22 protein-coding genes are annotated in these 25,229 nt (G+C 62.3%); 8 read left to right on the top strand and 14 right to left on the bottom strand.

All coding sequences use genetic code 11. The features are described from left to right. Positions 1–98: 98 nt before the first annotated feature. The 8 genes from dapB to hrcA all read right to left on the bottom strand — a co-directional run bounded on the left by dapB (position 99) and on the right by hrcA (position 9,860). Positions 99–812 (bottom strand): 4-hydroxy-tetrahydrodipicolinate reductase, encoded by a 714-nt coding sequence (dapB, locus tag K7B09_RS05185; RefSeq protein ID WP_223627439.1) that lies wholly within the window; start codon positions 810–812, stop codon positions 99–101. An 80-nt stretch (positions 813–892) separates the two neighbouring features. Next, positions 893–3,142: a DUF1631 family protein gene (locus K7B09_RS05180; protein WP_223627437.1), complete on the bottom strand. Its 2,250-nt coding sequence runs from the start codon at positions 3,140–3,142 to the stop codon at positions 893–895. Between the two features lie 116 nt (positions 3,143–3,258). Further along, positions 3,259–4,371 carry a prephenate dehydrogenase gene (locus tag K7B09_RS05175; protein WP_223627434.1) on the bottom strand — a complete coding sequence of 371 codons (1,113 nt, stop codon included), beginning with the start codon at positions 4,369–4,371 and terminating at the stop codon, positions 3,259–3,261. 67 nt (positions 4,372–4,438) lie between these two features. Beyond that, the gene (dnaJ, locus tag K7B09_RS05170) at positions 4,439–5,569 is read right to left on the bottom strand and encodes a molecular chaperone DnaJ (RefSeq protein ID WP_223627432.1); all 1,131 of its coding nucleotides are present in this window, start codon (positions 5,567–5,569) and stop codon (positions 4,439–4,441) included. Next, a complete protein-coding gene (locus K7B09_RS05165; protein WP_223627429.1) occupies positions 5,566–6,150 on the bottom strand; it encodes a TMEM175 family protein in 585 nt (194 codons plus the stop codon). Before K7B09_RS05165 ends, dnaJ begins: the two co-directional genes overlap by 4 nt. An 80-nt stretch (positions 6,151–6,230) precedes the next feature. After that, entirely contained in the window at positions 6,231–8,147 is a 1,917-nt protein-coding gene (gene dnaK, locus K7B09_RS05160; RefSeq protein WP_223627427.1) for a molecular chaperone DnaK, read from the bottom strand. A 103-nt stretch (positions 8,148–8,250) separates the two neighbouring features. Further along, positions 8,251–8,754 carry a nucleotide exchange factor GrpE gene (grpE, locus tag K7B09_RS05155; protein ID WP_223627424.1) on the bottom strand — a complete coding sequence of 168 codons (504 nt, stop codon included), beginning with the start codon at positions 8,752–8,754 and terminating at the stop codon, positions 8,251–8,253. 53 nt (positions 8,755–8,807) lie between these two features. Beyond that, positions 8,808–9,860: a heat-inducible transcriptional repressor HrcA gene (gene hrcA / locus K7B09_RS05150; RefSeq protein WP_223627423.1), complete on the bottom strand. Its 1,053-nt coding sequence runs from the start codon at positions 9,858–9,860 to the stop codon at positions 8,808–8,810. Between the two features lie 61 nt (positions 9,861–9,921). On the opposite strand from hrcA, the gene recN reads away from it, so the two are divergent. From recN to K7B09_RS05130, 4 genes are read left to right on the top strand one after another with little or no spacing between them, the layout of a single operon-like run. Continuing rightward, a complete protein-coding gene (gene recN, locus K7B09_RS05145) occupies positions 9,922–11,580 on the top strand; it encodes a DNA repair protein RecN (RefSeq protein ID WP_223627421.1) in 1,659 nt (552 codons plus the stop codon). Positions 11,581–11,628: 48 nt separating this feature from the next. Further along, positions 11,629–12,639 carry an amidohydrolase family protein gene (locus K7B09_RS05140; protein WP_223627419.1) on the top strand — a complete coding sequence of 337 codons (1,011 nt, stop codon included), beginning with the start codon at positions 11,629–11,631 and terminating at the stop codon, positions 12,637–12,639. Next, the gene (gene kynU / locus K7B09_RS05135; RefSeq protein WP_223627417.1) at positions 12,636–13,922 is read left to right on the top strand and encodes a kynureninase; all 1,287 of its coding nucleotides are present in this window, start codon (positions 12,636–12,638) and stop codon (positions 13,920–13,922) included. The genes K7B09_RS05140 and kynU overlap by 4 nt, the downstream gene beginning before the upstream one ends. Continuing rightward, positions 13,912–15,258, top strand: a complete 1,347-nt coding sequence (locus K7B09_RS05130) for an FAD-dependent oxidoreductase (RefSeq protein ID WP_223627415.1) — start codon at positions 13,912–13,914, stop codon at positions 15,256–15,258. Before kynU ends, K7B09_RS05130 begins: the two co-directional genes overlap by 11 nt. A 6-nt stretch (positions 15,259–15,264) precedes the next feature. On the opposite strand, the gene aroA is transcribed toward K7B09_RS05130, so the two are convergent. The 5 genes from aroA to K7B09_RS05105 all read right to left on the bottom strand — a co-directional run bounded on the left by aroA (position 15,265) and on the right by K7B09_RS05105 (position 20,275). After that, positions 15,265–16,557, bottom strand: coding sequence for a 3-phosphoshikimate 1-carboxyvinyltransferase (aroA, locus tag K7B09_RS05125; RefSeq protein WP_223627750.1), 1,293 nt, complete (start codon positions 16,555–16,557; stop codon positions 15,265–15,267). 5 nt (positions 16,558–16,562) lie between these two features. Further along, on the bottom strand, positions 16,563–17,675 hold the full coding sequence (gene hisC, locus K7B09_RS05120; RefSeq protein ID WP_223627413.1) for a histidinol-phosphate transaminase: 1,113 nt from the start codon (positions 17,673–17,675) through the stop codon (positions 16,563–16,565). Beyond that, on the bottom strand, positions 17,672–18,808 hold the full coding sequence (pheA, locus tag K7B09_RS05115; protein ID WP_223627411.1) for a prephenate dehydratase: 1,137 nt from the start codon (positions 18,806–18,808) through the stop codon (positions 17,672–17,674). The genes hisC and pheA overlap by 4 nt, the downstream gene beginning before the upstream one ends. Next, a complete protein-coding gene (gene serC / locus K7B09_RS05110; RefSeq protein WP_223627408.1) occupies positions 18,801–19,886 on the bottom strand; it encodes a 3-phosphoserine/phosphohydroxythreonine transaminase in 1,086 nt (361 codons plus the stop codon). The genes pheA and serC overlap by 8 nt, the downstream gene beginning before the upstream one ends. Before the next feature lie 116 nt (positions 19,887–20,002). Then, positions 20,003–20,275, bottom strand: a complete 273-nt coding sequence (locus tag K7B09_RS05105; protein WP_223627406.1) for a polyhydroxyalkanoic acid system family protein — start codon at positions 20,273–20,275, stop codon at positions 20,003–20,005. A gap of 122 nt (positions 20,276–20,397) precedes the next feature. Between K7B09_RS05105 and K7B09_RS05100 the strand changes: the two genes are divergently transcribed. Further along, complete coding sequence (locus K7B09_RS05100; protein ID WP_223627404.1) at positions 20,398–21,186, top strand: FHA domain-containing protein; 789 nt, start codon at positions 20,398–20,400, stop codon at positions 21,184–21,186. Between the two features lie 24 nt (positions 21,187–21,210). Here K7B09_RS05100 and K7B09_RS05095 read toward each other — a convergent pair whose 3' ends face one another. Continuing rightward, complete coding sequence (locus tag K7B09_RS05095) at positions 21,211–21,924, bottom strand: DUF8198 family protein (protein WP_223627401.1); 714 nt, start codon at positions 21,922–21,924, stop codon at positions 21,211–21,213. A gap of 90 nt (positions 21,925–22,014) precedes the next feature. Here K7B09_RS05095 and K7B09_RS05090 point away from each other — a divergent pair, with 90 nt between their 5' ends. The 3 genes from K7B09_RS05090 to K7B09_RS05080 all read left to right on the top strand — a co-directional run bounded on the left by K7B09_RS05090 (position 22,015) and on the right by K7B09_RS05080 (position 25,197). Beyond that, on the top strand, positions 22,015–23,280 hold the full coding sequence (locus K7B09_RS05090; RefSeq protein ID WP_223627399.1) for a patatin-like phospholipase family protein: 1,266 nt from the start codon (positions 22,015–22,017) through the stop codon (positions 23,278–23,280). Positions 23,281–23,355: 75 nt separating this feature from the next. After that, positions 23,356–24,036: a phasin family protein gene (locus tag K7B09_RS05085; RefSeq protein WP_223627397.1), complete on the top strand. Its 681-nt coding sequence runs from the start codon at positions 23,356–23,358 to the stop codon at positions 24,034–24,036. A 171-nt stretch (positions 24,037–24,207) separates the two neighbouring features. Next, positions 24,208–25,197, top strand: coding sequence for a restriction endonuclease (locus K7B09_RS05080; RefSeq protein ID WP_223627395.1), 990 nt, complete (start codon positions 24,208–24,210; stop codon positions 25,195–25,197). Positions 25,198–25,229 lie beyond the last annotated feature (32 nt).

The following is a 25,229-nucleotide window of genomic DNA, read 5'->3' as shown; positions in this document are numbered from 1 at the left end:
AGACCGACAATCGGACCGTGATGGCTTTGAGCATCAAAAACACGGTACAAGGTTCGATATCGCGTTATTCAGTCACCCCCCCAAGAATCTGACTGCATTCACTTCAGCAACTCACTCACCTGATACTGCCCGGGCGGACGGGTATGCAGGCGCTGTGCAACATGTAATGCCCCACTCGCGAAGATGTCGCGGTTGTGGGCGCGGTGCACCAACTCGATACGCTCGCCGGCGGAGGTGAATTGCACCAGATGCTCGCCGACGATATCGCCGGCACGGATGCTGGCGTAATGCGGATGCGCACCGCCGGCTTCGGCAGATCTGCCAAGGGTCAATGCAGTGCCTGAGGGGGCATCCTGCTTGCGTGTGTGGTGGGCTTCCACGATGTCGCAGTCCCAGCCTTGCAACATGCTTGCGGCGCGCTCGACCAAATCATGCAACACCGCCACACCGAGACTGAAATTGCTGGCCCAAATCAGCGGAATGCGCTCACTGGCGGCCGCCAATGCAGCTTGCTGAGCTTCACTCAAGCCGGTCGTGCCGGAGACGAGTGCAGCCTTGCGCGCAAGGCACAGCTGCAAGATGGCATCAAATCCTTGCGGCAGACTGAAGTCGATGGCGACATCGAAATCAGGCACGCCGGAAAGCTCGCTGGCTGCAAATTGCGGGATGCCATCGACAACGCGCAGATCAACGCGGCGTGCCACTGCAGCGACAACCTGGCAACCGCTGGCAGGTTGTTTGCCCAAACGCTGCAGGGCTTGCCCCATGCGGCCACTGCTGCCGTGGATCAGAATGCGAATCGGTGTATTCATGCCTGCAGGCTAGCGGCTGCAGGCTGCAGCAGCAAGCATTGCGCACGCGCATTTGCACGTGCGCAGCCAGGCCCATGACGTCAGGCGTTTGCGGCAGCTCCGCGCAAACGCCCCGCCATCTGATGCATGGCATCATCGAATGCGGCTTCGCCATCACGCAAGGTGATCTTGCCTAGCGCGGCCATCACCGCAAGTTCACGGACGGATGCGACCAGTACTCGAATCCCGCGCCGATTGACCAGCAACAACCGTGCGGAAATCGGACTGATCCACGACACTTTCGCCGGTGCAAATTGTCCGTCTGCGCTTTGCAATTGCAACCAGTCGCCGACTTTCAGTTTGCTGACGCGCGTCAACAGATTGTCATCACAGACCACCGCTTCAGTACCGCCAACAACTTCCAGTTGCGGCGTGGGCGGCGGGGGAGGCTCTGCCAGCACGATCGGAGCCGGAATGCGTTCGTCGCTGGCGATTGTGGCTTGCCCCACAGACAACCTGGAGATAATGTCAGCCAAGGCCTCCAGTGCAGCTTGCCCGTCTTCACCGACGCAGCCGGCACTGGCCAGAATCGCCAATAACTCGGCCTCCGGCAAAGGCACTACCAAGCCATGCATCGCCCCGTCAACCGCCATCAAGAGCGCGTCGATACCTTGCAGTGCGTCTTGATAACGCGCTGAATCGCGCCCATCACGCAGCACAATCTGGGTCAGATGGTGCTGACCATGGGTGGATAGGAACTCATCAATCACCGACGGCAGTTCACGCCCGCCACGATGCTGCTCGAGGTCAGTGCTGACTTCGGTGCGGGCCTGCTCCAGCCGCTCGCGGCCGCGATGAGCTTCGGTAGTGCGCTTTTCGGCCAATTCAAAGCGCTTGCGATGCTGCGCCATGTACATGCGCAGGTCTTGCTCAAGTGCCTCGAAAATCGCGACATCTTCATTGAACTCGGACACTAACCTGTCAATGGTGTGGTCAACGTGGTCGAGCAGCTCCTGCTCTTGCGGCGCCTCACCACGATTGCCTTCGCAGGCTTCGGCCACGGTATTGAGCAAGCGCCGTGCCGGGTGTTCCTTGTACAGGAACATGCGGCGATCCTTAACCGCGACCTTGACGAACGGAACCAGCATACGGCCGATTTTTTGGCGGATATTGGAATTGTATTGCGGCCCATCCAGCAGTACATCAAAAAGCAGAGCGACCAGGTCGACGGCATCGCCATCAAGCCCATCCAGCGTCACGTTGTCGCTAGCGACCCCCAGCTTGCGTGCGCTCTGCGCCATCTGCTGGCGCAATTGGCCAGCAAACGATTGCGGCTTGCCGCCCTGCGTGGACGGCATGGGCACAGGGTCAGCCTCGCGCTGCATCAAAGACAGGATGGACAACAAGTCATGCGTGGACAGCGTGGTGGCAGGGCCTGCCGAATCATGCTGCGGTGCCACGTTATTGACGTTGCGCCAGCCTTGCAGTTGCCCCAGCATGCTGGCAAACAGGGCTTGATCGGCGGCATTGATCTGCACTTGCGCGGTGTCCCATCCCGCTTGTGCCGGCATGCGTCGGGCGACTTGGTTGTCCTGATAGGCCGCCTGCATTGCGGCCTGTGCTGCTACCTGGGCAGCCTCTTCGGCGTGCGATTCTGGCCGCTTGGGATGGTGCTTCCCCGCGGCATGCTGGGTTTTACCACTGGCACGAAGCTCGGGCAGCACGCCGGCACTGGCCATCAGCCCATTGCAACGATCGTACAACTCGGCCAACACTTCACCCAGAGCGCGCTCGAAGAACTTGAAGACCACGATGCGCAGCTCGGCTTCGATTTCGAGCTGCCCCATCGCTTTCCCTAAGGCAGCGGCCAAGAATGCCGGGCCCAACGGATTGGCATTGGACTCCAATTGCGGCTGGCCCACGACGACGCATAAGCGCTGCGTGGCGACTTCGAACGCCGGCAAGGCATTACGCAACACCGACTGCGCCAATTGATCCACTGCCAATTGCTGCTCTAAATCCTGATCGGACAACAAGCTCAGGCCAAGCCCAACGGCTTCGCCATCTTCCGGAGCACGCCGTTTACGTAGCTCGCGAAAACGATCGGCAACGCTTTGGCGAAAGGTTTTGGACATGTCTGCGCGCACCCGGCGCATTTCACGCAGAGCCAACATGCCCAGCGCTTGTTCGCCACTTTGGCTGCGGTCGAATAGATAGTCGTCCAATTCGGACAGGCTGCTGTCCAACGCAGGCACTACGCTATCTAGAACGCGCTTTTGCAAGGCGTCAAGCAATGACCCGTAAGGGTGCTGGAACTCAGAGGAGGATCCCGCGGGGGAACGGAATGTCATGACAGGCGATACCTGTTTGTACAGGTGCCAACAATAGCCAATTTATGCACTCTGTTTATTGATAAACGTCATGGTTCACACTATTCCGCCACCGTTCACCTCCAGAATGTGACCGTTCAATCGGGCAAGACCCGTCCAATTCCACTTCCCTGCAAAGTTTGCGCAACCTCAGAAAGCTGCGTTGGCCGCGTATCGCGACTAAACCCAAACCGGAAATGCACCTCGCCCGCAGGTGTCCGCGAGGAATGCAACGAGGCGATATTGACGCCATGCCGCTCGAAGATCTGCAGCAGGTCACGCAGGGAGCCGGGGCGATCTTCCGGCAAATGGATGCTCATGCTGTGCTCGTCATGCAGGTCGGCCAACAGATAGCCCAGCCGCTCGAAGGTGTAATTGCCCTCGGCCAATACCACATCACCGAAGCCTTGCTGGTTGTGCAGCAAGAACTCCTGGCGAAAGGCATTGCGTGCGGCGTCACTGCCCTGTCCCACCAGCGTGGCGATGCGATGCAGACGTTCGGCCGCCCTGCGCAGTACATCCGGCACATACGGATTGCCGAATTGGATGTCTTCATAGATCGAAGGATTCAGCGACAAGATGCGGGCGGCGATAGCTGCATCCATTTCAAACGATGCTGACCGAAACGGCAGCAAGGTCTCAAGCGCTCCCGGTCGCGCCGCAGGATCATTCAACACACTCGCCTGCGCCAAGTGCCCCGCATGCACCAGCGCCTGCACCAATGCCATTGCGCGGTCATGTTGCTCTGGTGTGGCGACAACACATTCGGCCTCCAACGCCGCCAGCAATGCGGACAGCCACGGTTTCCAGCGTGCTATGCGTGCCGCGCAGACCACCAGCACGCGCCCGCGCAAGGTGGGTGATTTGGGCGGTGCGGTCATTGGGTGCAGGCCCACCACCTCGGCTTGCGAATGCAGCATCGCCGCCACCGGGGCCACTTTCACCGAGGTGATATCCAGCCACAATTTACCTGACTCGCGGCCGGCGGATTGCGCGATGTAGCGTTCGATCAACGCAGGCGTGTGCCGGATCGGCGCGGAAAACAGCAGCACATCGGCGTGCGTGAGCAGATCTTCCTCACTGTGCGATGTGGCATCAGCCGGGTCATGGCCGATGACGGTCAAGCCCATCTGCGCCTCAAAAAACCTGCGCAACCAACGGCCATATGCACCGGCGCTACCGACGATGCCAATGAGTGGGGATGTGTTCAACGAAAACGGGCTCTGCAGGGGAGCCCGAATTCTACGGTTGCAAACACCGCTGCGGGCGATTGGTGGCTCAGGAAACCATTCGATCCCAGAAGCCCTTCACCCCATCCAAAAAGGTGCTGGCTTTGGGCGAATGCCGACGTGCGCCTTCGCCACCGAAGGTGCTTTCAAACTGCTCCAGCAAGCTGCGCTGCTCGGCAGTCAGATTGACCGGGGTTTCCACCACCACCTTGCAATACAGATCGCCAGGCGCGCGACTGCGCACCGACTTCACCCCGCGATCGCGCAACCGGAACACTTTGCCGGTCTGGGTTTCGGCCGGAATACGCAGCTCCACTTCACCGCCCAAGGTGGGTACGCGCACACTATCGCCCAATGCCGCCTGTGAAATGCGGATGGGCACTTCGCAATGCAGGTCATCGCCATCACGCTGGAAGATGGCGTGTTCGCGCACCCGCACTTCCACATACAAATCACCCGGCGGCGCGCCGGCAGGGCCAGCTTCACCTTCGCCTGCCAGGCGGATGCGGTCGCCATTGTCCACACCCGCCGGGATTTTCACCGACAGGGTTTTCTCTTCTTCCACCCTGCCATTGCCATTGCAGGATTTGCAGGGGTTGGCAATGGACTTGCCACTGCCTTCGCAATGCGGACACGGCGCCTGCATGGTGAACGGACCGCGCTGCATATGCACTTGGCCGCGGCCCTTGCAGGTGGTGCAGGTATCCACTTTGCCATCGGCCGAGCCACTGCCCTTGCACGGCTCGCAATTGGCCAAGGTGGGGATGTGGATCTGCTTGTCGATGCCGGCCACGGCCTCTTCCAGATCCAGCTCCATCATGTAACCCACATCGGCGCCACGCCGGGGGCGCTGTTGGCGGCCACCGCCAAAAATATTGCCGAAGATGTCGCCGAAAATATCGCCCATGTCGGCACCGCCAAAACCTGGCCCGGCGTTGCCGCCCCCCATGCCATGTTCAAATGCGGCGTGACCATGCTGGTCGTACATGCGGCGCTTGCCGCCGTCACTCAGCACCTCATAGGCTTCCTTGCACTCCTTGAACGCCGCTTCCGCCGCCTTGTCACCGGGGTTGCGGTCGGGGTGATGCTTCATCGCGCTGCGCCGATAGGCCTTCTTCAGCTCATCATCGCTGGCATTGCGGGCCACGCCCAGCACTTCGTAGTAGTCGCGTTTGTTCATGGGTGTTGTTTCAACTGGTGTTCAATGCGTCGGTCCGGCACGATCCACAGCACCGCGACCAACGCGTACAAGATGCAAGAGAAGATTGGGGCTAAAAGGGCCAACGCAATCCCGGCGGCATAGATTGCAAGCGACAATTTGGCTTTCCAGTCACCGCGTTGGCCGCCGAGTGCACGCCCCAGCACGCCATTGTTGCCACCGTTGCAGCGCATCAACGTGTAGGAAAGCGGCATCCACGCCACCGCCGCCATCAACAGCACCACACCATACATGGCCGTGGGGATTGACGCCGGCATGGGCTCGGCTTCATTGACCCATGAGGTGACAAAGGGGAACAGCGACAGCCAGAACAGAAAGAACAAGTTGGCCCATAACACCCGGCCATCGACCCGCTCTGCAGCATGCAGCAAGTGGTGATGGTTATTCCAGTACAGACCGACATACACAAAGCTCAGCACATAGCTTAAAAATGCAGGTGTATTGGCCAGCAATGCCTGCCAAGTGGCGGCGTGCGGAGTTTTCAGTTCCAACACCATGATGGTGATGATCACCGCGATCACCCCATCACTGAATGCTTCCATCCGCCCTTTGCCCATCTTTCCCCCTGATGCACCAAACGCCCGATATCGGGCGTTTGGGCGTTGACGATGCTAAACCCCGGTCAATCCTTCTTGTCGTCCTTGACCTCGGTGAACTCGGCATCCACCACATCATCGGCCGGCTTGCCGGCATCCGCCGATGCGCCTTGCTGTTGACCCGCAGCGGCAGCAGCGGCGAACAGGGCTTGACCGGCCTCTTCCAACGCTTTGGCCTTGGCTTCGATCTGGCCCTTGTCGTCACCCTTCATCGCGGTTTCAAGCTCGGCGATGGCACCTTCAGCGCGACCGATCGCCTCACCCGGCAGTTTGTCGCCGTTGTCCTTGATGGTACTGCGGGTGGCATGGATCAAACCATCGGCCTGATTGCGTGCCGTCACCAGCTCGTGGAAGCGCTTGTCTTCTTCACGATTGGCTTCGGCGTCCTGCACCATGCGTTGGATTTCATCGTCATTCAAACCCGAGCCCGCCTTGATTTCGACCTTCTGTTCCTTGCCGGTCTTCTTGTCCTTGGCGGTGACGTGCACGATGCCGTTGGCGTCGATGTCAAAGCTCACTTCCACCTGCGGCATGCCGCGCGGGGCAGCATCAATGCCGGTGAGGTCGAACTTGGCCAGCGACTTGTTGTAGCGGGCCTGTTCGCGCTCGCCTTGCAGCACATGCACCGTCACCGCGCTCTGGTTGTCTTCGGCGGTGCTGAAGGTTTGCGAAGCCTTGGTCGGGATGGTGGTGTTCTTCTCGATGATCTTGGTGAACACGCCGCCCAAGGTTTCGATACCCAGGCTCAGCGGAGTGACATCGAGTAGCAGCACGTCTTTCACGTCGCCGGCCAACACGCCACCCTGCACCGCAGCACCAATAGCCACGGCCTCGTCGGGGTTGACGTCCTTGCGCGGCTCCTTGCCGAAGAACTCGGCCACGGCGGCCTGCACCTTCGGCATGCGGGTCTGGCCGCCGACCAAAATCACGTCATTGATGTCGGACGCACGCAGGCCGGCATCGTTCAATGCCACGCGGCACGGCTCGATGGTCTTCTTCACCAGATCGTCGACCAAAGCTTCCAGCTTGGCGCGGGTCAGCTTGATGTTCAGATGCTTGGGACCGGTGGCGTCGGCCGTCACGTACGGCAGGTTGACGTCGGTCTGCTGGTTGCTGGAAAGCTCGATCTTGGCACGCTCGGCCGCATCCTTCAGGCGTTGCAGGGCCAGCGGATCCTTGCGCAGATCCACACCATCGGTCTTTTGGAATTCTTCCACCAAGTAGTCGATGACCCGATTGTCGAAGTCTTCGCCACCCAGGAAGGTATCGCCATTGGTGGCCAGCACTTCAAATTGCTTTTCACCGTCGATGTTGGCGATTTCAATGATCGACACGTCGAAGGTACCGCCACCGAGGTCATACACCACGATCTTGCGATCCTTGCTGTCGCCCTTGTCGAGGCCATAGGCCAGCGCGGCCGCGGTCGGCTCGTTGATGATGCGCTTCACATCAAGGCCGGCAATGCGACCGGCATCCTTGGTGGCTTGGCGCTGACTGTCATTGAAGTAAGCCGGCACGGTGATGACCGCCTCGGTGACGGTTTCGCCCAGGAAGGCTTCGGCGGTCTTCTTCATTTTCTCCAGCACTTTGGCGGAGACTTCCTGCGGCGCCAGCTTCTTGCCATCGGCCAATGCCACCCACGCATCGCCATTGTCGTGCTGGGTGATGGTGTACGGCACCAGACCCAAATCCTTTTGCACTTCGGCGTCGGTGAACTTGCGGCCAATCAGGCGCTTCACCGCGTAGAAGGTGTTCTTCGGGTTGGTGACGGTTTGCCGCTTGGCGGATGCGCCGGTCAGCACTTCGCCGTCTTTGGTCCATGCCACGATGGACGGGGTGGTGCGGTCACCCTCGCTGTTTTCGATGACGCGGGCTTTGCCGCCTTCCATGATGGAAACGCAGGAGTTGGTGGTCCCCAGGTCGATGCCGATGATCTTGCCCATGACAGTGTCCTCTTGAGTTTGGTATGCAATGGCGCACTGCGCCGATGGTCGTTATTTGGGGATGCCGAAGCCGGCTTCAAGGCCTGGCAACAATCAATTGCGGTCAATCGTGCTTCGCCACGATGACCAATGCCGGACGCAACAGCCGTCCGTTCAGCACATAGCCTTTCTGGAACACGGTGATCACATGCCCGGGCGCAACGCCCTCGGACTCGCCCTGGCTGATGGCCTGGTGATGCTCGGGATTGAACGGCTGGCCGGTGGGGTCCAGTACTTCCATGCCGTTATCGGCCGCCACTTTCAATAGCTGCTTGTAGGTCAATTCCATCCCGTCGCGCAGTGCGCCGGTATCACCACTTGCCGCATTCAAACCGGCATCCAGGCTATCGAAGACCGGAAGCAAATCGCTCAGCAAACGCTCGTTGGCAAACTTGCGCGCCATTTCGATGTCGCGGGCCAAGCGTTTGCGCTGGTTGTCCAGATCAGCGCGCTCGACCAAGGATTGCGCCTTGAGCTGCTCGATTTCGGCGTGCAGTGCTTCGATGGGGTCGTGCGAATCCACCTCGTTGGTGGCGTCGTTAGTGTCCTGCGTCGGGTCCATGCTCATGTCCACGGCTTGAATTCGCGGCCCAATGCCGCACTGCCACCGGGGATGGGGGCTCAGCTCTCCGGATTCAAGGCGGCCCCCAACAGCGCCGCTGCCGCATCCACCACCGGGATCACCCGTTCATAGGCCATGCGGCTGGGGCCAATCACGCCCAACACCCCCAGCACGCGGCCATCGCGGCCGTACGGCGCAGCCACCAGTGACATCCCTTCCAATGATGCAAGGCCAGCCTCTTCGCCAATAAATACGCGCATCCCCGGCGCTTTGGCGGTGCGTTCCAGCAATTGCAGCAGCTCGCGCTTTTCGGCGAAGGCTTCGAACAGCGCGCGCAGCTGCTCCATGTCGGCCATATCCTGCAGGCCCAGCAAGCGGGTCTGCCCGGCCACCAGCATGTCGTCCTCATTGGCGGGGGCAAAGGCTTGCTCGGCCAATTCCAGCGAGCTGGCCAACAGCCGTTCCATCTCGCTGCGTGCTGCGCGCAGTTCGCCCAACAACCCTGCACGAATCAAGCCCAGCGGTTGCCCGGCAAAATGCGTGTTCAGATAGTTGGCTGCCTGTTCCAGTTCTGACGGCGTCACCACGCGCCGCAGTTGCACCACGCGGTTTTGCACCTCGCCATCGGCAAACACCACGATGGCCAACACCCGCTGCGGGTCCAGTGCCACAAAATCAATTTGCCGGAACGCAAAACTTTCACGCTTGGGCACACTCACCATACCGGCAAAATGGGTCATGGTGGACAGCAATTCCGACGTGCTGTCCAGCAATGCGCGGGTACCCGCGCCCACCTGCAAGCTGCTGCGCAAGTTCCGGGTTTCGCTCTCGGCCAAGGGCTTGACCTGCAACAGGGTATCCACAAACAAGCGATAGCCCTGTGCGGTGGGCACACGGCCGGCACTGCTATGCGGCGCGGCCAGCAGGCCGGCATCTTCCAGCGTGGCCAGAATATTGCGGATGGTGGCCGGGCTGACATCCAGCCCCGCGTGCTTGGCCAAGGTCTGCGAGCCCACCGGCTCGCCAGAGCGGATATGCCGCGCCACCAAGGTGCGCAGCAGTTGCCGGGCACGCGGGTCTTGGGCAATGTCGTGGGCAGTTTTTCGAGCCATCCTCATGTTGTATGCCGCAACCGCTACCGCATGCAAGCGGGCGCAGGCACAATGCGCAGCCATGTTGACTCGACTTTCCATCCGGGATTTTGCCGTTGTTGCCCATGCCGCATTGGAGTTTGGCGCGGGTATGACCGTGATTTCCGGTGAAACCGGCGCTGGCAAATCCTTGCTGGTGGATGCGCTGGGCTTCTTGTCCGGTGCCCGCGCCGATGCCGGTGTGGTGCGCCATGGCGCACAGCGCGCCGAGCTGGAAGCCGAGTTTGATCTTGCCGATGCGCCGCTTGCCCGCGCTTGGCTGACCGACGCGGAACTGGATGAGGGCGACACCTGCCAGCTACGCCGCACGCTGCGCGCAGACGGTGGCAGCAAGGCATGGATCAATGGCCGTGCTGCCACCATCGTGCAATTGACTGAACTTGCGCGATTACTGGTAGAAATTCACGGCCAACACGCCCAACAAGCCTTGTTGGTGCGCGGCCAGCAAACGGATTTGCTCGATGCCGCTGCCCGCCACGCCACACTGCTCGACGCGGTGCGCAACACCGCCACACGCTGGAAGCAACTGTCCGAAGAACGCGCCAGCCTGCTCGCCCGTGGCGATGTGGCCGACCGCCAACAGTGGCTGCAACACCAATTGCACGAATTGCAGGCGCAGCCACTGGAGCCTGCCGTGCTGGCCGAACTTGACGCCAACCACCGCCGCCACGCGCATGCGGCGTCGCTCATTGCTGCTTGCGAAGCGGGGCTGACTGCATTGAATGGTGATGACGCACTGGCCAGCCGCGTGCAGCACCTGCGCAGCGGGTTGCAACGTGAAGTCGCCCACGAGCCACGTTTGCGTGATGTGGATGCACTGCTGGACTCGGCAGTCATCCAACTGGATGAAGCACTCGCCCTGCTGGAACGCATCCGTGGCGATTTGGAGCTGGACCCCGATGCGCTGGCCGAGATCGAACGCCAGCTCACCCGCGTGCAGGATTTGGCGCGCAAACACCGCGTGCCTGCCGACCAACTTGCTGCCCATCGTGACGCGCTCGCCATCGAACTGGATGCACTGGCCGATGCCGATGCCACCCTGCAACGGCTGGATCGCGCTATCGCCAGCGCGCAAAGCGATTGGCAACACGCCGCCGATGCACTGCGCGCCTCGCGCCGCGATTGCGGCAGCACCCTGGCTACCGCCGTGACGCTGCTGATTGCCGAACTGGGCATGGCCGGGGGTCATTTTGACGTCCAACTCGAAGCCAACGCCCATCCAATACCGGATCCAAACGGCAGCGAACGCGCCGAATTCCTGGTCGCCGCCAACCCCGGCCAACCGCCGCGCCCACTGCGCAAAGTGGCCTCGGGTGGCGAACTTTCGCGCATTTCGCTGGCGATCGAAGTGGCCACCCAAGGCCAGGACGCCGTGCCCTGCATGATCTTCGATGAAGTCGATGCCGGCATCGGTGGCGCCGTGGCCGCTGCCGTGGGCGCCAAGCTGCGGCAGCTTGGCGCATCCAAACAAGTGCTGTGTGTCACCCACCAACCGCAAGTGGCGGCAGCCGGCCACACCCAATATCGCGTCAGCAAAGCCGCGCAAGATGGCATCACCCAATCGGCGGTGCTCGCCCTGGACAGTGCTGGCCGCATCGAGGAAATCGCCCGCATGCTGGGCGGTGCGGATGTCAGTGATGAGGCGCGTGCGGCGGCGAAGCGGTTGCTGGAACAGGGCTAGCGGCGAGTTGCTGACGCCATATCCCGCACTAGGGCCTAGAATCGCGTCATGCTCAAAATCGACACCCACGCCCACTACCTGCCGCGCGACTGGCCGGACCTTGCCACGAAATACGGCGACGCCCGCTTCCCGGTGATCCACCACGGGGATGACGGACGTCACCGGATCTACAAGGACGGCAAGTTCTTCCGCGAGATCTGGCCGAAGACCTGGGACCCGCAGATCCGCATCGACGACTACGCCGGCTTCGGCGTGCAGGTGCAGGTGCTGTCCACCGTGCCGGTGATGTTCAGCTACTGGGCCAAGGCGCACCAGGCACTGGAACTGCACATATCGCTCAACGACCACATGGCGCAGACCTGCCGCGACTTCCCGCGCCACTACGCCGGCATCGGCACGGTGCCGTTGCAGTCGCCGCAGCTCGCCGTGCGCGAGCTGGAACGCTGCATGGACGAACTGGGCCTGCAGGGCGTGCAGATCGGTTCGCATATCGGCGACTGGAACCTCGACGCACCGGAGCTGTTCGAGTTCTTCGAAGCCGCCAGCGAGCTGGGCGCGGCGATCCTGGTGCATCCGTGGGACATGATGGGCGCCGAGTCGATGCCGAAATACTGGCTGCCGTGGCTGGTCGGGATGCCGGCGGAGCAGTCGCGCGCCGCCTGCTGCCTGGTGTTCGGCGGCGTGCTGGAACGGCTGCCGAAGCTGCGCATCGCGCTGGCCCACGGCGGCGGCAGCTTCCCCTACACCATCGGGCGGATCGAACACGGGTTCAACATGCGTCCGGACCTGGTGGCCACCGACAACTTCCGCAATCCGCGCGAGTACCTGAAGCGCCTCTATTTCGACTCCTGGGTGGCGGACGACGCCGCGCTGCGCTACCTGCTCGAAGCCTGCGGCAGCGAGCGGGTGATGCTGGGCACCGATTATCCGTTCCCGCTGGGCGAACAGGTACCGGGCGAAGGCATCGAGCGGCTCGACCTGGCCGACGCGCAGCGCGCACGGCTTTACCACGGCACCGCGCTGGAATGGCTGGGCCTGTCCGCATCGAGGTTTGCATGACCGAACTGTTCAACGACCACCACGCGTCCGCGCTCGATGCAGCCGACCCGCTGCGCCATTTCCGCGACGAGTTCCACCTGCCGCTGCATGACGGTGCGCCGCAGGCCTATTTCGTCGGCAACTCGCTGGGCCTGCAACCGAAGGGCGCGCGGGCGCACGTCGAGGAAGTGCTGGACAAGTGGGCGCGCGAGGCGGTGGAAGGCCACTTCACCGGCAACGCGCAGTGGATGCCCTACCACGAACTGGTGCGCGACCCGCTGGCGCGCGTGGTCGGCGCGCAGCCGCAGGAAGTGGTGGCGATGAACTCGCTGACCGCCAACCTGCACTTCATGCTGGTCAGCTTCTACCGGCCGACCCGCGAGCGCCCGGTGCTGCTGATGGAGGCAGGCGCCTTCCCCTCCGACCGCTACGCGCTGGAATCGCAGGTGCGTTTCCATGGCTTCGATCCGGCCGAGGCGCTGGTCGAGGTGGCGCCGGACAACGCCGATGGCACCTTCTCGATGGCCGCCATCGAGCGCGCCATCGCCGAGCATGGCCCGCGGCTGGCCACCATCGTGTGGCCGGGCGTGCAGTACCGCACCGGGCAGGCGTTCGACCTGAAGGAGATCGCGCGACTGGGGCATGCCGCGGGCGCCGTGGTCGGCTTCGACCTGGCCCACGCGGTCGGCAACCTGCCGCTGCGGTTGCACGACGCCGACGCCGACTTCGCGGTCTGGTGCCACTACAAGTACATGAACGCCGGGCCGGGCGCGGTCGCCGGCTGCTTCGTCCACGAGCGCCACGCGCGCACCGAGCGCCCGCGCTTCGCCGGCTGGTGGGGCAACGATGCGTCGGTGCGCTTCAGGATGGGCCCGCAGTTCTCGGCCACGCCGGGCGCCGACGGCTGGCAGCTGTCCAACCCGCCGATCCTCGGCCTAGCCCCGCTGCGCGCTTCGCTGGAGCAGTTCGATCGCGCCACGCTGCCGGCGCTGCGGACGAAATCGGAAGCGCTCACCGGCTATCTCGAAGCGCTGATCGATGCCGAGCTGCGCGACGTGCTGCAGGTGCTGACGCCACGCGAACCGGCGCGACGCGGCTGCCAACTCTCCCTGCGCGTCATCGGCGGCCGTGAACGCGGCCGTGAACGCGGCCGTGAGCTGTTCGACTTCCTCGCCTCACGCGGCGTGCAGGGCGACTGGCGCGAGCCGGACGTGATCCGCATCGCGCCGGTGCCGCTGTACAACCGTTTCGCCGACGTGCTGCGCTTTGCCCGCACCGTGAAGGAGTGGCGCGATGGACGCTGAGCGCGGCATCACCCTCATCGGCGGCGGCCTGGCCGGCGCCCTGCTCGCCATCCTGCTGGCCCGGCGCGGTTGGTCGGTGGATGTGTTCGAACGGCGCGGCGACCCGCGCATTGATGGCTATGCCGGCGGGCGTTCAATCAACCTGGCACTGGCCGAGCGCGGCCTGCACGCGCTGCGCCAGGCCGGCGCCGACGAGGCCGTGCTGCAGCAGGCGGTGATGATGCGCGGCCGTTATGTGCACCCGCTGCACGGCACGCCGGGTTTGCAACGCTACGGGCGCGATGATTCCGAAGTGATTTACTCGATCAGTCGTGGCGAGCTCAATATCGTGCTGCTCGACATCGCCGAATCGCACGGTGCGCGCCTGCATTTCGACCACGCGCTGGAGCAGGTGGACTTCGTCGACCATGTCGCCACCTTCCGCCACCACACCGATTCCGTGACCCGCGCGTTCCGCGCGCTGGTCGGCGCGGACGGCGCCGGCTCTACCCTGCGCACCGAGATCGCGAAAGTGCAACCGCTGGGCGAACGCACCGAGTGGCTGGACCACGGCTACAAGGAACTGGAAATCCCGCCCGCCGCCGACGGTGGCTTTCGCATCGAGCCCAATGCCCTGCATATCTGGCCACGTGGCCACTACATGTGCATTGCGTTACCCAATGACGAACGCACCTTCACGGTGACCTTGTTCATGCCGCACGCGGGCAGTTATCCCAGTTTTGCGCAGGTACAAACCGGTGAGCAGGCGCAGGCATTGTTTGCACGCGACTTCCCCGATACGTTGCCACTGATTCCCAGGTTGCAACATGACTTTGAGGCCAACCCGGTGGGCACGTTGGCCACCTTGTATCTGGACCATTGGCACCTGGGCGGGCAAGCGGTGCTGCTGGGTGACGCCGCACACGCCATGGTGCCGTTCCACGGGCAAGGCATGAATTGTGCGTTCGAAGATTGCGTGGCGCTGGCCGAACATCTGACCGTTACCGCATCCCTGGCCGAAGCGTTCACCGCATTCGAAGCCGAGCGCAAGCCCAATGCCGAGGCAATCCAGCAAATGGCATTGGAAAACTACATTGAAATGCGCGACAAAGTCGACGATGCCGATTTCCTGCTGCAGCGGCAATTGGAATTGCTGCTGCAAGCGCGCCATCCAGGCCGCTTTGTGCCGCACTACACGATGGTGACGTTCATGCGCGTTCCCTACGCCGTGGCGCTGCACCGTAGCGATGTGCAACGCAAGCTGCTGGCCAATGCCACGTGCGGTTTGCACAGCCTGGATAGCGTGGATTGGGGCACATTGGATGCCGCTATCATGACGCAGCTATCGCCGCTGTAACCGGTTTCAAACCAACCCGAACCCTGCCGCACGCGCCAGCTCCGCAAAGCCCGGGAATGACGTTGCCACGGTCTCCACATCGCGAATCAGCAGCTCGCCAGTCGCGCGCTGCGCGGCGACCGCAAATGCCATTGCAATGCGGTGGTCGTGCTGGCTGGCGATCTGACCACCATGCATCGCGCCGGGGTGAATGGTGGCGCCATCGGGGGTTTCATCCACTTGCAGCCCGAGTGTGCGCAAGCCAGCCGCCATTACGCCCAAGCGGTCGGATTCCTTCACCCGCAACTCGGCCGCGCCACGCACCACGGTGGGGCCTTCGGCGCAAGCGGCGGCAATGAACAGCGCCGGGAATTCGTCGATCATGTCGGGCACCAGCGCTTCCGGCACTTCGATCCCGTGCAGCGGCGCGTAGCGCACCCGCAAATCGGCCACTGGCTCGCCGCCGTGCATGCCGCTGCGTTCTTCGGTGATGTCGGCACCCATCATCCGCAGCGCGGTGAGCAAGCCGGTGCGCCGCGGGTTCAGGCCCACTTGCCGCAGGCGTAGCTCGGAGCCTGGAACAATACTGGCCGCGACCAGGAAGAACGCCGCCGAGGAGAAGTCTGCCGGTACCGCCACATCGGTGGCGCGCAGGCGCTGGCCGCCGCGCAGCCGCGCAAACCCGGGCGAGAATTCAATCTCCACGCCGAACGCCGACAGCATGCGTTCGGTGTAATCGCGGGTCGGGTGCGGCTCGCGCACCACGGTCTCACCGTGCGCATACAACCCAGCCAGCAGCAGGGCCGACTTCACCTGCGCGCTGGCTACTTCCAGCGTGTGGTCGATGCCGACCAGCGGCTGGCCGCCATGGATGCGCAGCGGCGGCGTGCCGCCCTCCTCCGTGTCGATGCGCGCGCCCATCTTCGCCAGCGGCACGGTGACGCGCCGCATCGGCCGTTTGCTGAGCGAAGCATCGCCAATCAATACGGAATCAAACCGTTGCGCTGCCAACAAGCCTGCAAGCAAACGCATCCCGGTGCCGGCATTGCCGCAGTCCAGTGGCGCAGCGCCAGGCTGCAAACCGTCGATACCCACACCGTGCACCACGCGCCGCGACGGCGATGGAGTTTCGATACGCACGCCCAAGCATTCGAAGATGGCTGCGGTGGCGCGGGTGTCTTCGCCTTCCAAAAACCCATCGATGGTGGAGATGCCATCGGCCAATGCGGCAAACATCACCGACCGGTGCGAGACCGATTTGTCACCGGGGATGCCCAACACGCCTTGCAATGGCGTGCCTGCATGCGCCGTCCAGTGCATGCCACTCACGCCATCACCTCATCCAGCGCCGCCAGCAGGCGTGCATTGGCCTGCGCCGTGCCCACCGTGATGCGCAGGCACTCACCCAAGCCATAGCCGCCCATTGGCCGCAAAATCACGCCACGTGCAACCAATGCAGCCTCGATCCGCGAAGCAGCTTCACCTAATGCCACCAACAAAAAATTGGTTTGCGAAGGTGCCACGGTAAGGCCGCGCTGGCGCAGCGCCGCTGCCAGCGCATCGCGCTGCACGCGATTGCCCGCCACCGATGCCGCCAGATGCTCATTATCGGCCAACGCCGCTTCCGCTGCCGCCAACCCCAATGCATTGACGTTGAAACTCTCGCGCACGCGCTCCATGACTGCAATGCAATCGGGGTGCGCAATCGCAAACCCCACGCGCAGCCCCGCCAGCGCATACGCCTTGCTGAAGGTGCGGGTGACAATCAGGTTGGGATGCTGCGCCAACAACAGCAACGCGCTGGCGTAGTCGGGGGCATCCACGAATTCGGCATAGGCCTCATCCACCACCACCAATACCGTGGGTGGCACCTTGGCCAAAAATGCAGCGAATGCCGCCTGCGAATACCACGTGCCGGTAGGGTTATTGGGATTGGCCAGATACACCAGCTTGGTCTGCGCAGTGATGGCGGCAAGCAGCGCGTCCAGATCATGCCCGCGCGGCATCGCGTGATTGTTGGGCAAAGCCGGTGCAAGCCGCAGTGCCGCACCTGCGGCCTGCGCCGCCAGCGCATACACCGCAAAGCCATACTGCGCGGCCACCACTTCGTCGCCCGCGCCCGCAAACACTTGCGCAAACTGCATCAGCAATTCGTGGCTGCCATTGCCCAGCACGATATTTGCGGCCGCCACGCCATGCGTGGCCGCCAATGCACGCTTCAAATCCCCACCCAGTGGATCGGGATAGACATGCGCGCCATCCAGCGCCGCAATGATCGCCTGTTTGGCCAGCCGGCTGGCACCATACGGGTTTTCATTGGAACCCAATTCCAGCAAGGGCTGCGCGGCTTGCCGGCGCAGTGCCACCAGATCGTGACCGGGGTCATACGCACGCAGGCTGCGGATGCCGGCCTGCGCCAGCGCGTTGAAATCAATCATGTGATTGCCACCGGGTACGAGCCCAATACGCGCACTTCATCGCCGTGTTGGCCAATTTCATCCAGCGCGTCTTTCAGTGGCGATTCGTCACAATGGCCGGCGACATCGATGAAAAATGCGTACTGCCATTTATGCCCGTGCTCGGGCCGCGATTCGATCCGGTTCATGCTGATACCGCGCCGTGCCAGCGGCTCCAGCACGCCATACAACGCACCGGGGCGGTCGCGGATGAACACCAGCAGAGAAGTGCGGTCATTGCCCGATGGCGGGAACGCCTGCCGGCCGATGACAAGGAATCGCGTGGTGTTATCACTGCGGTCTTCAATCGGGCCAGCGATTTTTTTCAGGCCATACACAATCGCGGCGGTTTCGCCGGCAATGGCGGCGGCATCGTCGGCACTGCGTGCGCGGCGCGCGCCTTCGGCATTGCTGGACACCGGGATTTTTTCGACCCCTGGCAGATGTGTACGCGTCCAGCCGCCCGTCTGTGCCAACGCTTGCGGGTGACCAAAAATGCGCTCGACATCCTCCATGCGGCCACTGCGTGACAGCAAGTATTGGTGCACGCGCAGTTCCACTTCACCACAAATGCGCAGCGGCGAGGTGAGGAACAAATCCAACGTCACCTGGATGGTGCCCTGCCCGGAGTTCTCCACCGGCACCACGCCAAAATCGGCATTGCCGGCGGCCACTTCCTGGAACACTTCTTCAATGCTGCCCAGCGGCAAGCCGTGCGCCGAGTGACCAAAATGCTTGTAAACCGCCTGCTGGCTGAAGGTGCCTTCCGGCCCCAGATAGCCAATCTTCAGCGGCTCTTGCTGGGCCAGGCAGGCCGACATCACTTCGCGGAACAAGCGCACCAGCACATCGTCCGACAGCGGGCCGTCATTGCGGTCCACCACCCGCCGCAATACCTGTGCCTCGCGCTCGGGACGGTAGTAATCCACCGCAGCGGCCAGCTTGCCCTTGGCCTTGCCCACTTGGTGCGCCCAATTGGCGCGCTCGGCAATCAGCGCTTGAATCTGCTGGTCGATGCCGTCGATCTGGGCGCGCACCTGTGACAAATCAGGCTTGGCCTCGACCACGGGGGACGTCTTGGGGGTGCCGGGCTTGCTTGAAGATTTCTTAGCCATGAGCGCTCTGGAACTCCTGCATGAAATTGACCAATGCCTGCACACCGGCTTCGGGCATGGCGTTGTACAGTGATGCACGCATCCCGCCGAGTACACGGTGGCCCTTCAATGCCACCAAGCCGGCTTGCCTGGCATGCTCGAGAAACACCTTGTCCAGCGCGGCATCGTGCAAAAAAAACGGCACATTCATGCGCGAACGCGCAGCGGTGGCCACTTCATTGCGATAAAAGCCGCCAGAGCCATCAATCGCGGCATACAGCAGCGCCGCCTTGCGGGTATTGCGGCGGGCAAATTCGGCCACGCCACCTTCGTCCAACATCCACTGCACCGTCAGGCCCAGCACATACCAATTCCAACTGGGCGGGGTGTTGAGCATCGACTCTGCCTTGGCCTGCGCGGCGTAGTCGAAAATTGGCGCTCGCGGCTGGCCGGCACGCGCCAACAAATCACGTCGCACGATGACAACCGTGATGCCCACCGGCCCCAGATTCTTCTGCGCGCCGGCATACACGATGCCAAAGCGCGAAATATCCAGCGGTTCAGAGGCAATCGACGAACTGAAATCGGCCACCAGCGGCGCGTTATCCACCTCGGGGATTTCGCGCCACTCCACCCCGTGGATGGTTTCGTTGGCGGTGACGTGCACATACGCGGCATCCTTGGATAGCTGCCAGGTGCTACGCGCCGGCACATCCCGAAACCCGCCCGCCTCGCTACTGGCCGCAGTGCGTGCATCGATGCAATGCGCGGCCTGCTTGATCGCGGTCTTGCCCCAGTGGCCGCTGACCACGTAGTCGGCAGCTTGGCCGGGCGCGGCAAAATTCAGTGGTAACAAGGCTTGCACGGTGGTGGCACCACCGGCGGTAAAAATCACCGCATAGTCATCGGGGATGGCCAGCAACGTGCGCAGGTCGGCCTCGGCCTTCTGTGCAACGGCCATAAAATCCGCGCCGCGATGGCTGATTTCCAGAATCGACGCGCCGGTAGTGCCAAACTCCAGCAGCTCCGCCTGCGCTTGGCGCAACACGGATTCGGGCAGCATGGCCGGGCCCGGGGCGAAGTTGTAGGCGCGTGGCATTGGAAGCTCTCAGGGCGGGAAACCCCAAGTATGCCGCAGTGCAGCACGCTTGCGCGTGCGGTTTCCGGCGAAACCGTCCATGACGCTTTGGCATTCCGCCAGAACGTGTATTGCGATCAGAATTTCTCTTGCAGCACCCGCTTGATTTCAGACTCGATCGGGTCTTTGAACATCGCCGCCAGAAACCCCAGCTTGGCGTGCACATGCAGTGCTTGCGCTTGCAATTCGATATGTCCATCAATGCCGGAACGGGTGAAGTTCAGGGTGTCCCCTTCCCAGCCATAATCAACCTGGAAGCGGTCTTGCAGCTTCCTGGCCACCTCCTCGATCGCCTTGCGGGCTTGCGGCATGGGTAGGGAATGGGCATGACGGATATCGATTTTTGACATGGTGGCGGCAAGGTGACGGACAAGCCGCCATTCTGCCGCGTACCAGCCGCCCCGAACAGCCGCCGCTGCACGGCCGAAAATCCTGCCGGAAAAGCTTGCCTCGCATGCTAGATTGCACGGCGATGAATGACCTGTGCCTGCATTTTTGCGATACCTCCCGCCCCGACCTGCCGCTGGATACCGGCGTGCTGGCATTAGGCCGCGGCCCAACAGGGCTGGCACCGATGGCAGCGGATGGCCCGTGGCTGCTGCAACTGTGCAATGACCGCCGCGGCATTTGGCTAACCGTGGCCGAAGGCTTGCGCGGAGTCCACGTCAACGGCCGCCCGGTGTTGCAACTGGCCATGCTGCGGGCGGGTGACAGTGTCCATATCGATGGCCAAGAGCTGCAACTAGTCACCGCAACCCCCGCACCGCTACCTGCTACCGCCGCTAGCCGCGATGACAACGGCACGTTGCGACTGGTGCTGCGCGGTGTTGGCGGCCCGCACCATGGCCGTAGCCTGAGCTTGGAGCGTCCACGCCGGATTGGCAGCGCGGCCAGTACCGACCTGCGCATTGAAGGTCATGGCATTCGCACCGATCTTGCCCGCATTGAAATGGCCGATGGCAAACCCGTCCTGCGCGATGCTGCCACCGGCGTGCGGCTCAACGGCCTGCCGGTTCAACACGCCGTGTTGAAGCCTGGCGATCAATTGTGGTTCGGGCTACAGCATCGGTTCGTGCTGGAAGGCTCCACCACACTGGCCACCGATATTGCCTGCGCGCAGCAGTCACAACGACAGCAAGCCGATGCCCCACCTGCTCCACCCAACGACCGTGGCTGGACAACACGTGTCCCCTGGCTATTGGTAGCGGCATTGCTGATGGCCGCCGCCCTGTCGGCACTCCTAGTCTTTGGTGCCCGCTGAACCAGCTTCAGGCCTTCACCAAGTTCACGCGAAGGGATCGCCTGCCCCTGCAAAAAGCTGCTGCATCACCCGCGTTTCACTGTACTGGATGTCCATCAGAAACGCCCGCGCATCGCCGAGCGCTGCAAATGCAGCAAACCCGCGCTCCAAAAACGATTGCAATTCACCCAATCCCGCCGCACGCGCAGGCAGGCTTGATACACGCAGCAGCATTCCCACGCCAGGCGTGGCCAGTGCAGCAGCCAATCCTTGGCCAACGCCACTGATCAACGCAATCTGATGGGCGCGCAGCCGTCGATGACCCACTGCGCGGTAGGCCTGCGAATAGTCGTTGGTATCCAGCGGAGCACCGACTGTGGCGATTCCCTGCAATGCAGCCGCCATATGCAGATCCAATGCATGACTCAAGGCCGCAAGCTCAATACCATCGGCAATGGTGACCAGCAATTCGATCGGCAACAGGCGCTGCATTTTTGGAATCACTTTGGCGATATCGGCATCACGCTGACTGAAATCACGCTCACCGTACACATCGGTCAGGAAGAAATTAGCCGCCGCATGGCGCTTGGGATCATGTAAAAACCTAGCGAAACTGCGTTGCAAACGTTGCGCCTGCCATTGCTGCAACGGCTTCAGCCAATGCAGCCGATTGCGTGGCTCATGGATCGGATCAAACAACCGCTGGTGGATCTGAAGTTGCCGCGCAAGGCGTGCTTGCAGGTCAGGCCGCATGCTCATGGTCGATAGTGTCGGCGCAGCAGGCGCGTGGACGCAATACTCCAATCCACTCCGTTACACTCCGGTTAGCCCCGCTTTTGCGAGTTACATATGCTGTCACTGCATGCCGCTCCCGCACCCAAACCACGTGCACGCCAGTCGCGCATCGGGCTGGCTATCGCCGGCGGCGGCCCGGTCGGCGCGATGTACGAATTGGGTGCACTGCGTGCACTGGATGAAGCTTGCGATGGACTGGATCTCACCCGAATGGATTGCTATGTCGGGGTCAGCTCCGGTGCATTCTTCGCTGCAGGTCTTGCCAACCGCATGGACACCGCCGAACTGTGCAGAATCTTCATCACCGGCGATAGCGAGGATGTGCAATTCCAACCTGAAACGTTCCTAAGCCCGGCATTTGGCGAATACTTGAGCCGGGCCGCATCAATCCCGCGTCTGACTACCCGCTTGCTACGCGACTTGTGGAGCGGTCGCAGTGATTCGCGCTGGTCGGATCTGCTTAACCGGTTCGGCAGTTTGGTACCCACCGGCTTGTTCGACAATCGCGAAGTGGAACGCTTCCTGCGCGATGTATTTACCCGGCAGGGCCGCAGCAACGACTTCCGCAAGCTGGACAGGCCGCTGTACGTCATCGGCGTGGATTTGGACAGCGGAGAAGCGGTGCGTTTCGGGGATGCAGGCTGGGATGGCATCCCGATTTCACGCGCGGTGCAAGCCAGTGCCGCCCTGCCCGGCCTGTACCCGCCAGTGGAAATGCAGGATAAGAGCGGGCGCGTTCGGCACATCGTCGATGGCGCACTGCGCCGCACCATGCACGCCTCGGTGGTGCTGGATCGCGATGTCGATCTGTTGTTGGGCATCAACCCATTGGTGCCCTTCAACCCTGGCGATGACAGCCCCGAAGATGCGAAGCAGCACCGCTGCAGCGATCGCCGGATTGCCGAAGGCGGCTTGCCCGGCGTGCTCTCGCAAACCTTGCGCACCATGCTGCAATCGCGCATGCAGGTTGGCTTGGCGCGCTATCCGCAGCAATATCCCAATATCGACCAAGCGGTGTTTGAACCCAATGCTGCCGACCGCGAGTTGTTCTACACCAACGTGTTCAGTTTCTCGGCAAGGCGGCGCATTTCGCAGCTGGCCTATCGCAATACGCTGACCGATTTGCGCCAGCGGCGGAGTGAATTTGAACCGGTACTGGCCAAGCATGGCATCCGTTTGCGCGAAGAGGTGATCGCCGATCGTCCTCGTTCGATCATCGCGCACCTTCCACCTGCACCGCGCTTGACAGACACCACCGCACGCCTGGGCCGAGCACTCGATGAAATCGAACATCGTCTGCAACGTCAGCGCATGGTGTGAATGCTCTAGACAAGCGCACGATTCTTGCGCACAACCACCACGATGCGTCCGATTGACGCGGAGAGAGTACCGGCCATGGCCAAATTGAAAAAGTCCGCCCGCAAGTCCGCTGCCAAACCTGCCAGCAAACCCGCCGGCAAGGCCTCCAGCCGCAAGACCGGTACTGCCAAATCGCAGTCACCGCTTAGCCCGAAGTCGATCACCGAATCGGCACAGCACATTTGGCTGGCCGGCATGGGGGCCTTCAACCGCGCCCAGTCGGAGGGTAGCAAATTGTTCGAAACCTTGGTGCGTGACGGCCTGTCGCTGGAACAAACGGCACGCAAGTTTGCCGGCAGTCGTGCTGGCGTGGTGCGGGATGCCGTGGAAGGCCGCGTTGACCAAGCCCGTGAACGTGCTTCCGACACCTGGGACAAACTGGAAAAAGTCTTTGAAGAACGCGTGCAACGCGCCCTGATCAGGCTGGGCGTGCCCGGCCGCGATGACCTCAATGCCCTGACCCAGCGCGTGGAGCGCCTTACCGCCGAGTTGCGTAAAGCCCCCGCCGGCAAGCCTGCGACCACCAAGGCACCGGCCAAAGCAGCCAAACCTGCAAAGGCAGCCCCCAAGGCGAGGCCGGTAAAACCTGCCAAACCCGACAAGGCTGCCAAGCCCGCGCCTGCGAAGCCGACCAAAGCGGTCAAAGCACCGCGCAAAACCGCCGCCAAGGCGGCTGCTGATAACAACGCGCCAGCAACCGCCGTAGACGCTAGCTGATCGTAGCTAGGGAGCCTCCGAAGAACCCTGCTTTTGCTCGTCATGCACCGCTATTCGGCTGTGCATGACGGCCATTATCAAGACACTTTCCTAGGTGTCCGGGTATTCATCGCTTTATGCGTTGCAGCCGGTATAGTTGCCACCTTCGCTTTTTCGGCGCTAACTGTCCCCATGATCGCAGCCCTCATTGCATTGTGTGTGTTTGCCCTGTCCGGGTTCGGACTGTCATTCTGGCTGCGCCAGAAACAGGATTCCTCGCAGCCCGGAGAAGCCGCGACACGCGGTGCCGAGCAATTGTCCCAGTTGCGCTGGCGTGATTTCGCCAAGCTGGTCTTGCAAGCCATGCAAGGCCGCGGCTACCGTCCGGTCATCGAAGACGGCATGCCCGCGGACGGCATTCCCACCGATGGCAGTGACATCTTGCTGGAACGCGGTGGCGAACGCGCCTTGCTCTCTTGCAAATACGGCACCGGCTCCATCGTGAGCGCGCAATCACTACTGGGGCTTTCCAAATCGGCCAGTCTGCGCGGGGCCGAAAACGTCATCGTCGTCACTCCCGGCAAGTTCGATGACGAAGCCGAGCGGATCGCTGTTCCACAACACATCGAGCTGATTGACGGTAGCGAATTGTGGCCCGAAGTCAGGCCGTATGTGGCACGCCCGCAAGAACCCACTCCGGTGCCCCCCACCGCCGCATCCAATATCCCCCTGATGGCATGGGGCGGCGCAGCAGTTGCAGGCATCCTGGTCTGGTTCATTGTGCAGGGCCTGCAACCGGATTCCGAAGCCACCAGCCCTGCACTGGCACCGCCTGCAATTACCGCAGCCCCACCGGCATCCGTGCCGCCCGCTGCTGCCACACCGGCTACCACCAAGCCAGTCGCCCCCCCTGCGGCCACCTTCCCCTCCGACCCGGCGGTGATCGAACAGCATCGTCGCGAAACTGCCAATGCCATCTCCACACTGTTCGGTGTTGATCGTGCCCTGTGGTCAACGCAGTCCACCTTGATGGTCTATCTCAGCTCCGAGCAATCCGACCCGGTGAATGAGCTGTGCCCCCTGCTGGAACGCTACCCGGAGCTGGCATCATCGCGCGTGCAGTTGCAGCCGCCGCAGGGCAGTACCAAGGCGGTTCGCTTCAAGCAGTGTCGAACCTACTAACACCCTGCCAGAACCCCTCTCCACAGCAGACC

It is taken from the genome of Thermomonas beijingensis (assembly GCF_020034655.1).
Classification (GTDB): domain Bacteria; phylum Pseudomonadota; class Gammaproteobacteria; order Xanthomonadales; family Xanthomonadaceae; genus Thermomonas; species Thermomonas beijingensis.
The sequence above is the reverse complement of the archived record's forward strand: the minus strand, read 5'-3'. Positions and strand labels throughout refer to the sequence as shown.

Excerpts from the sequence above, each read along its gene's own strand:
- K7B09_RS05165 (WP_223627429.1), bottom strand. The coding sequence starts at position 6,150 with ATGGAAGCATTCAGTGATGGGGTGATCGCGGTGATCATCACCATCATG.
- dapB (WP_223627439.1), bottom strand. The coding sequence starts at position 812 with ATGAATACACCGATTCGCATTCTGATCCACGGCAGCAGTGGCCGCATG.
- K7B09_RS05180 (WP_223627437.1), bottom strand. The coding sequence starts at position 3,142 with ATGACATTCCGTTCCCCCGCGGGATCCTCCTCTGAGTTCCAGCACCCT.
- K7B09_RS05105 (WP_223627406.1), bottom strand. The coding sequence starts at position 20,275 with ATGTCAAAAATCGATATCCGTCATGCCCATTCCCTACCCATGCCGCAA.
- hrcA (WP_223627423.1), bottom strand. The coding sequence starts at position 9,860 with ATGGCTCGAAAAACTGCCCACGACATTGCCCAAGACCCGCGTGCCCGG.
- dnaJ (WP_223627432.1), bottom strand. The coding sequence starts at position 5,569 with ATGAACAAACGCGACTACTACGAAGTGCTGGGCGTGGCCCGCAATGCC.
- K7B09_RS05130 (WP_223627415.1), top strand. The coding sequence starts at position 13,912 with ATGGACGCTGAGCGCGGCATCACCCTCATCGGCGGCGGCCTGGCCGGC.
- serC (WP_223627408.1), bottom strand. The coding sequence starts at position 19,886 with ATGCCACGCGCCTACAACTTCGCCCCGGGCCCGGCCATGCTGCCCGAA.
- grpE (WP_223627424.1), bottom strand. The coding sequence starts at position 8,754 with ATGAGCATGGACCCGACGCAGGACACTAACGACGCCACCAACGAGGTG.
- K7B09_RS05085 (WP_223627397.1), top strand. The coding sequence starts at position 23,356 with ATGGCCAAATTGAAAAAGTCCGCCCGCAAGTCCGCTGCCAAACCTGCC.
- hisC (WP_223627413.1), bottom strand. The coding sequence starts at position 17,675 with ATGATTGATTTCAACGCGCTGGCGCAGGCCGGCATCCGCAGCCTGCGT.
- K7B09_RS05095 (WP_223627401.1), bottom strand. The coding sequence starts at position 21,924 with ATGAGCATGCGGCCTGACCTGCAAGCACGCCTTGCGCGGCAACTTCAG.
- K7B09_RS05090 (WP_223627399.1), top strand. The coding sequence starts at position 22,015 with ATGCTGTCACTGCATGCCGCTCCCGCACCCAAACCACGTGCACGCCAG.
- aroA (WP_223627750.1), bottom strand. The coding sequence starts at position 16,557 with ATGCACTGGACGGCGCATGCAGGCACGCCATTGCAAGGCGTGTTGGGC.
- kynU (WP_223627417.1), top strand. The coding sequence starts at position 12,636 with ATGACCGAACTGTTCAACGACCACCACGCGTCCGCGCTCGATGCAGCC.
- dnaK (WP_223627427.1), bottom strand. The coding sequence starts at position 8,147 with ATGGGCAAGATCATCGGCATCGACCTGGGGACCACCAACTCCTGCGTT.
- recN (WP_223627421.1), top strand. The coding sequence starts at position 9,922 with ATGTTGACTCGACTTTCCATCCGGGATTTTGCCGTTGTTGCCCATGCC.
- pheA (WP_223627411.1), bottom strand. The coding sequence starts at position 18,808 with ATGGCTAAGAAATCTTCAAGCAAGCCCGGCACCCCCAAGACGTCCCCC.
- K7B09_RS05080 (WP_223627395.1), top strand. The coding sequence starts at position 24,208 with ATGATCGCAGCCCTCATTGCATTGTGTGTGTTTGCCCTGTCCGGGTTC.
- K7B09_RS05100 (WP_223627404.1), top strand. The coding sequence starts at position 20,398 with ATGAATGACCTGTGCCTGCATTTTTGCGATACCTCCCGCCCCGACCTG.
- K7B09_RS05140 (WP_223627419.1), top strand. The coding sequence starts at position 11,629 with ATGCTCAAAATCGACACCCACGCCCACTACCTGCCGCGCGACTGGCCG.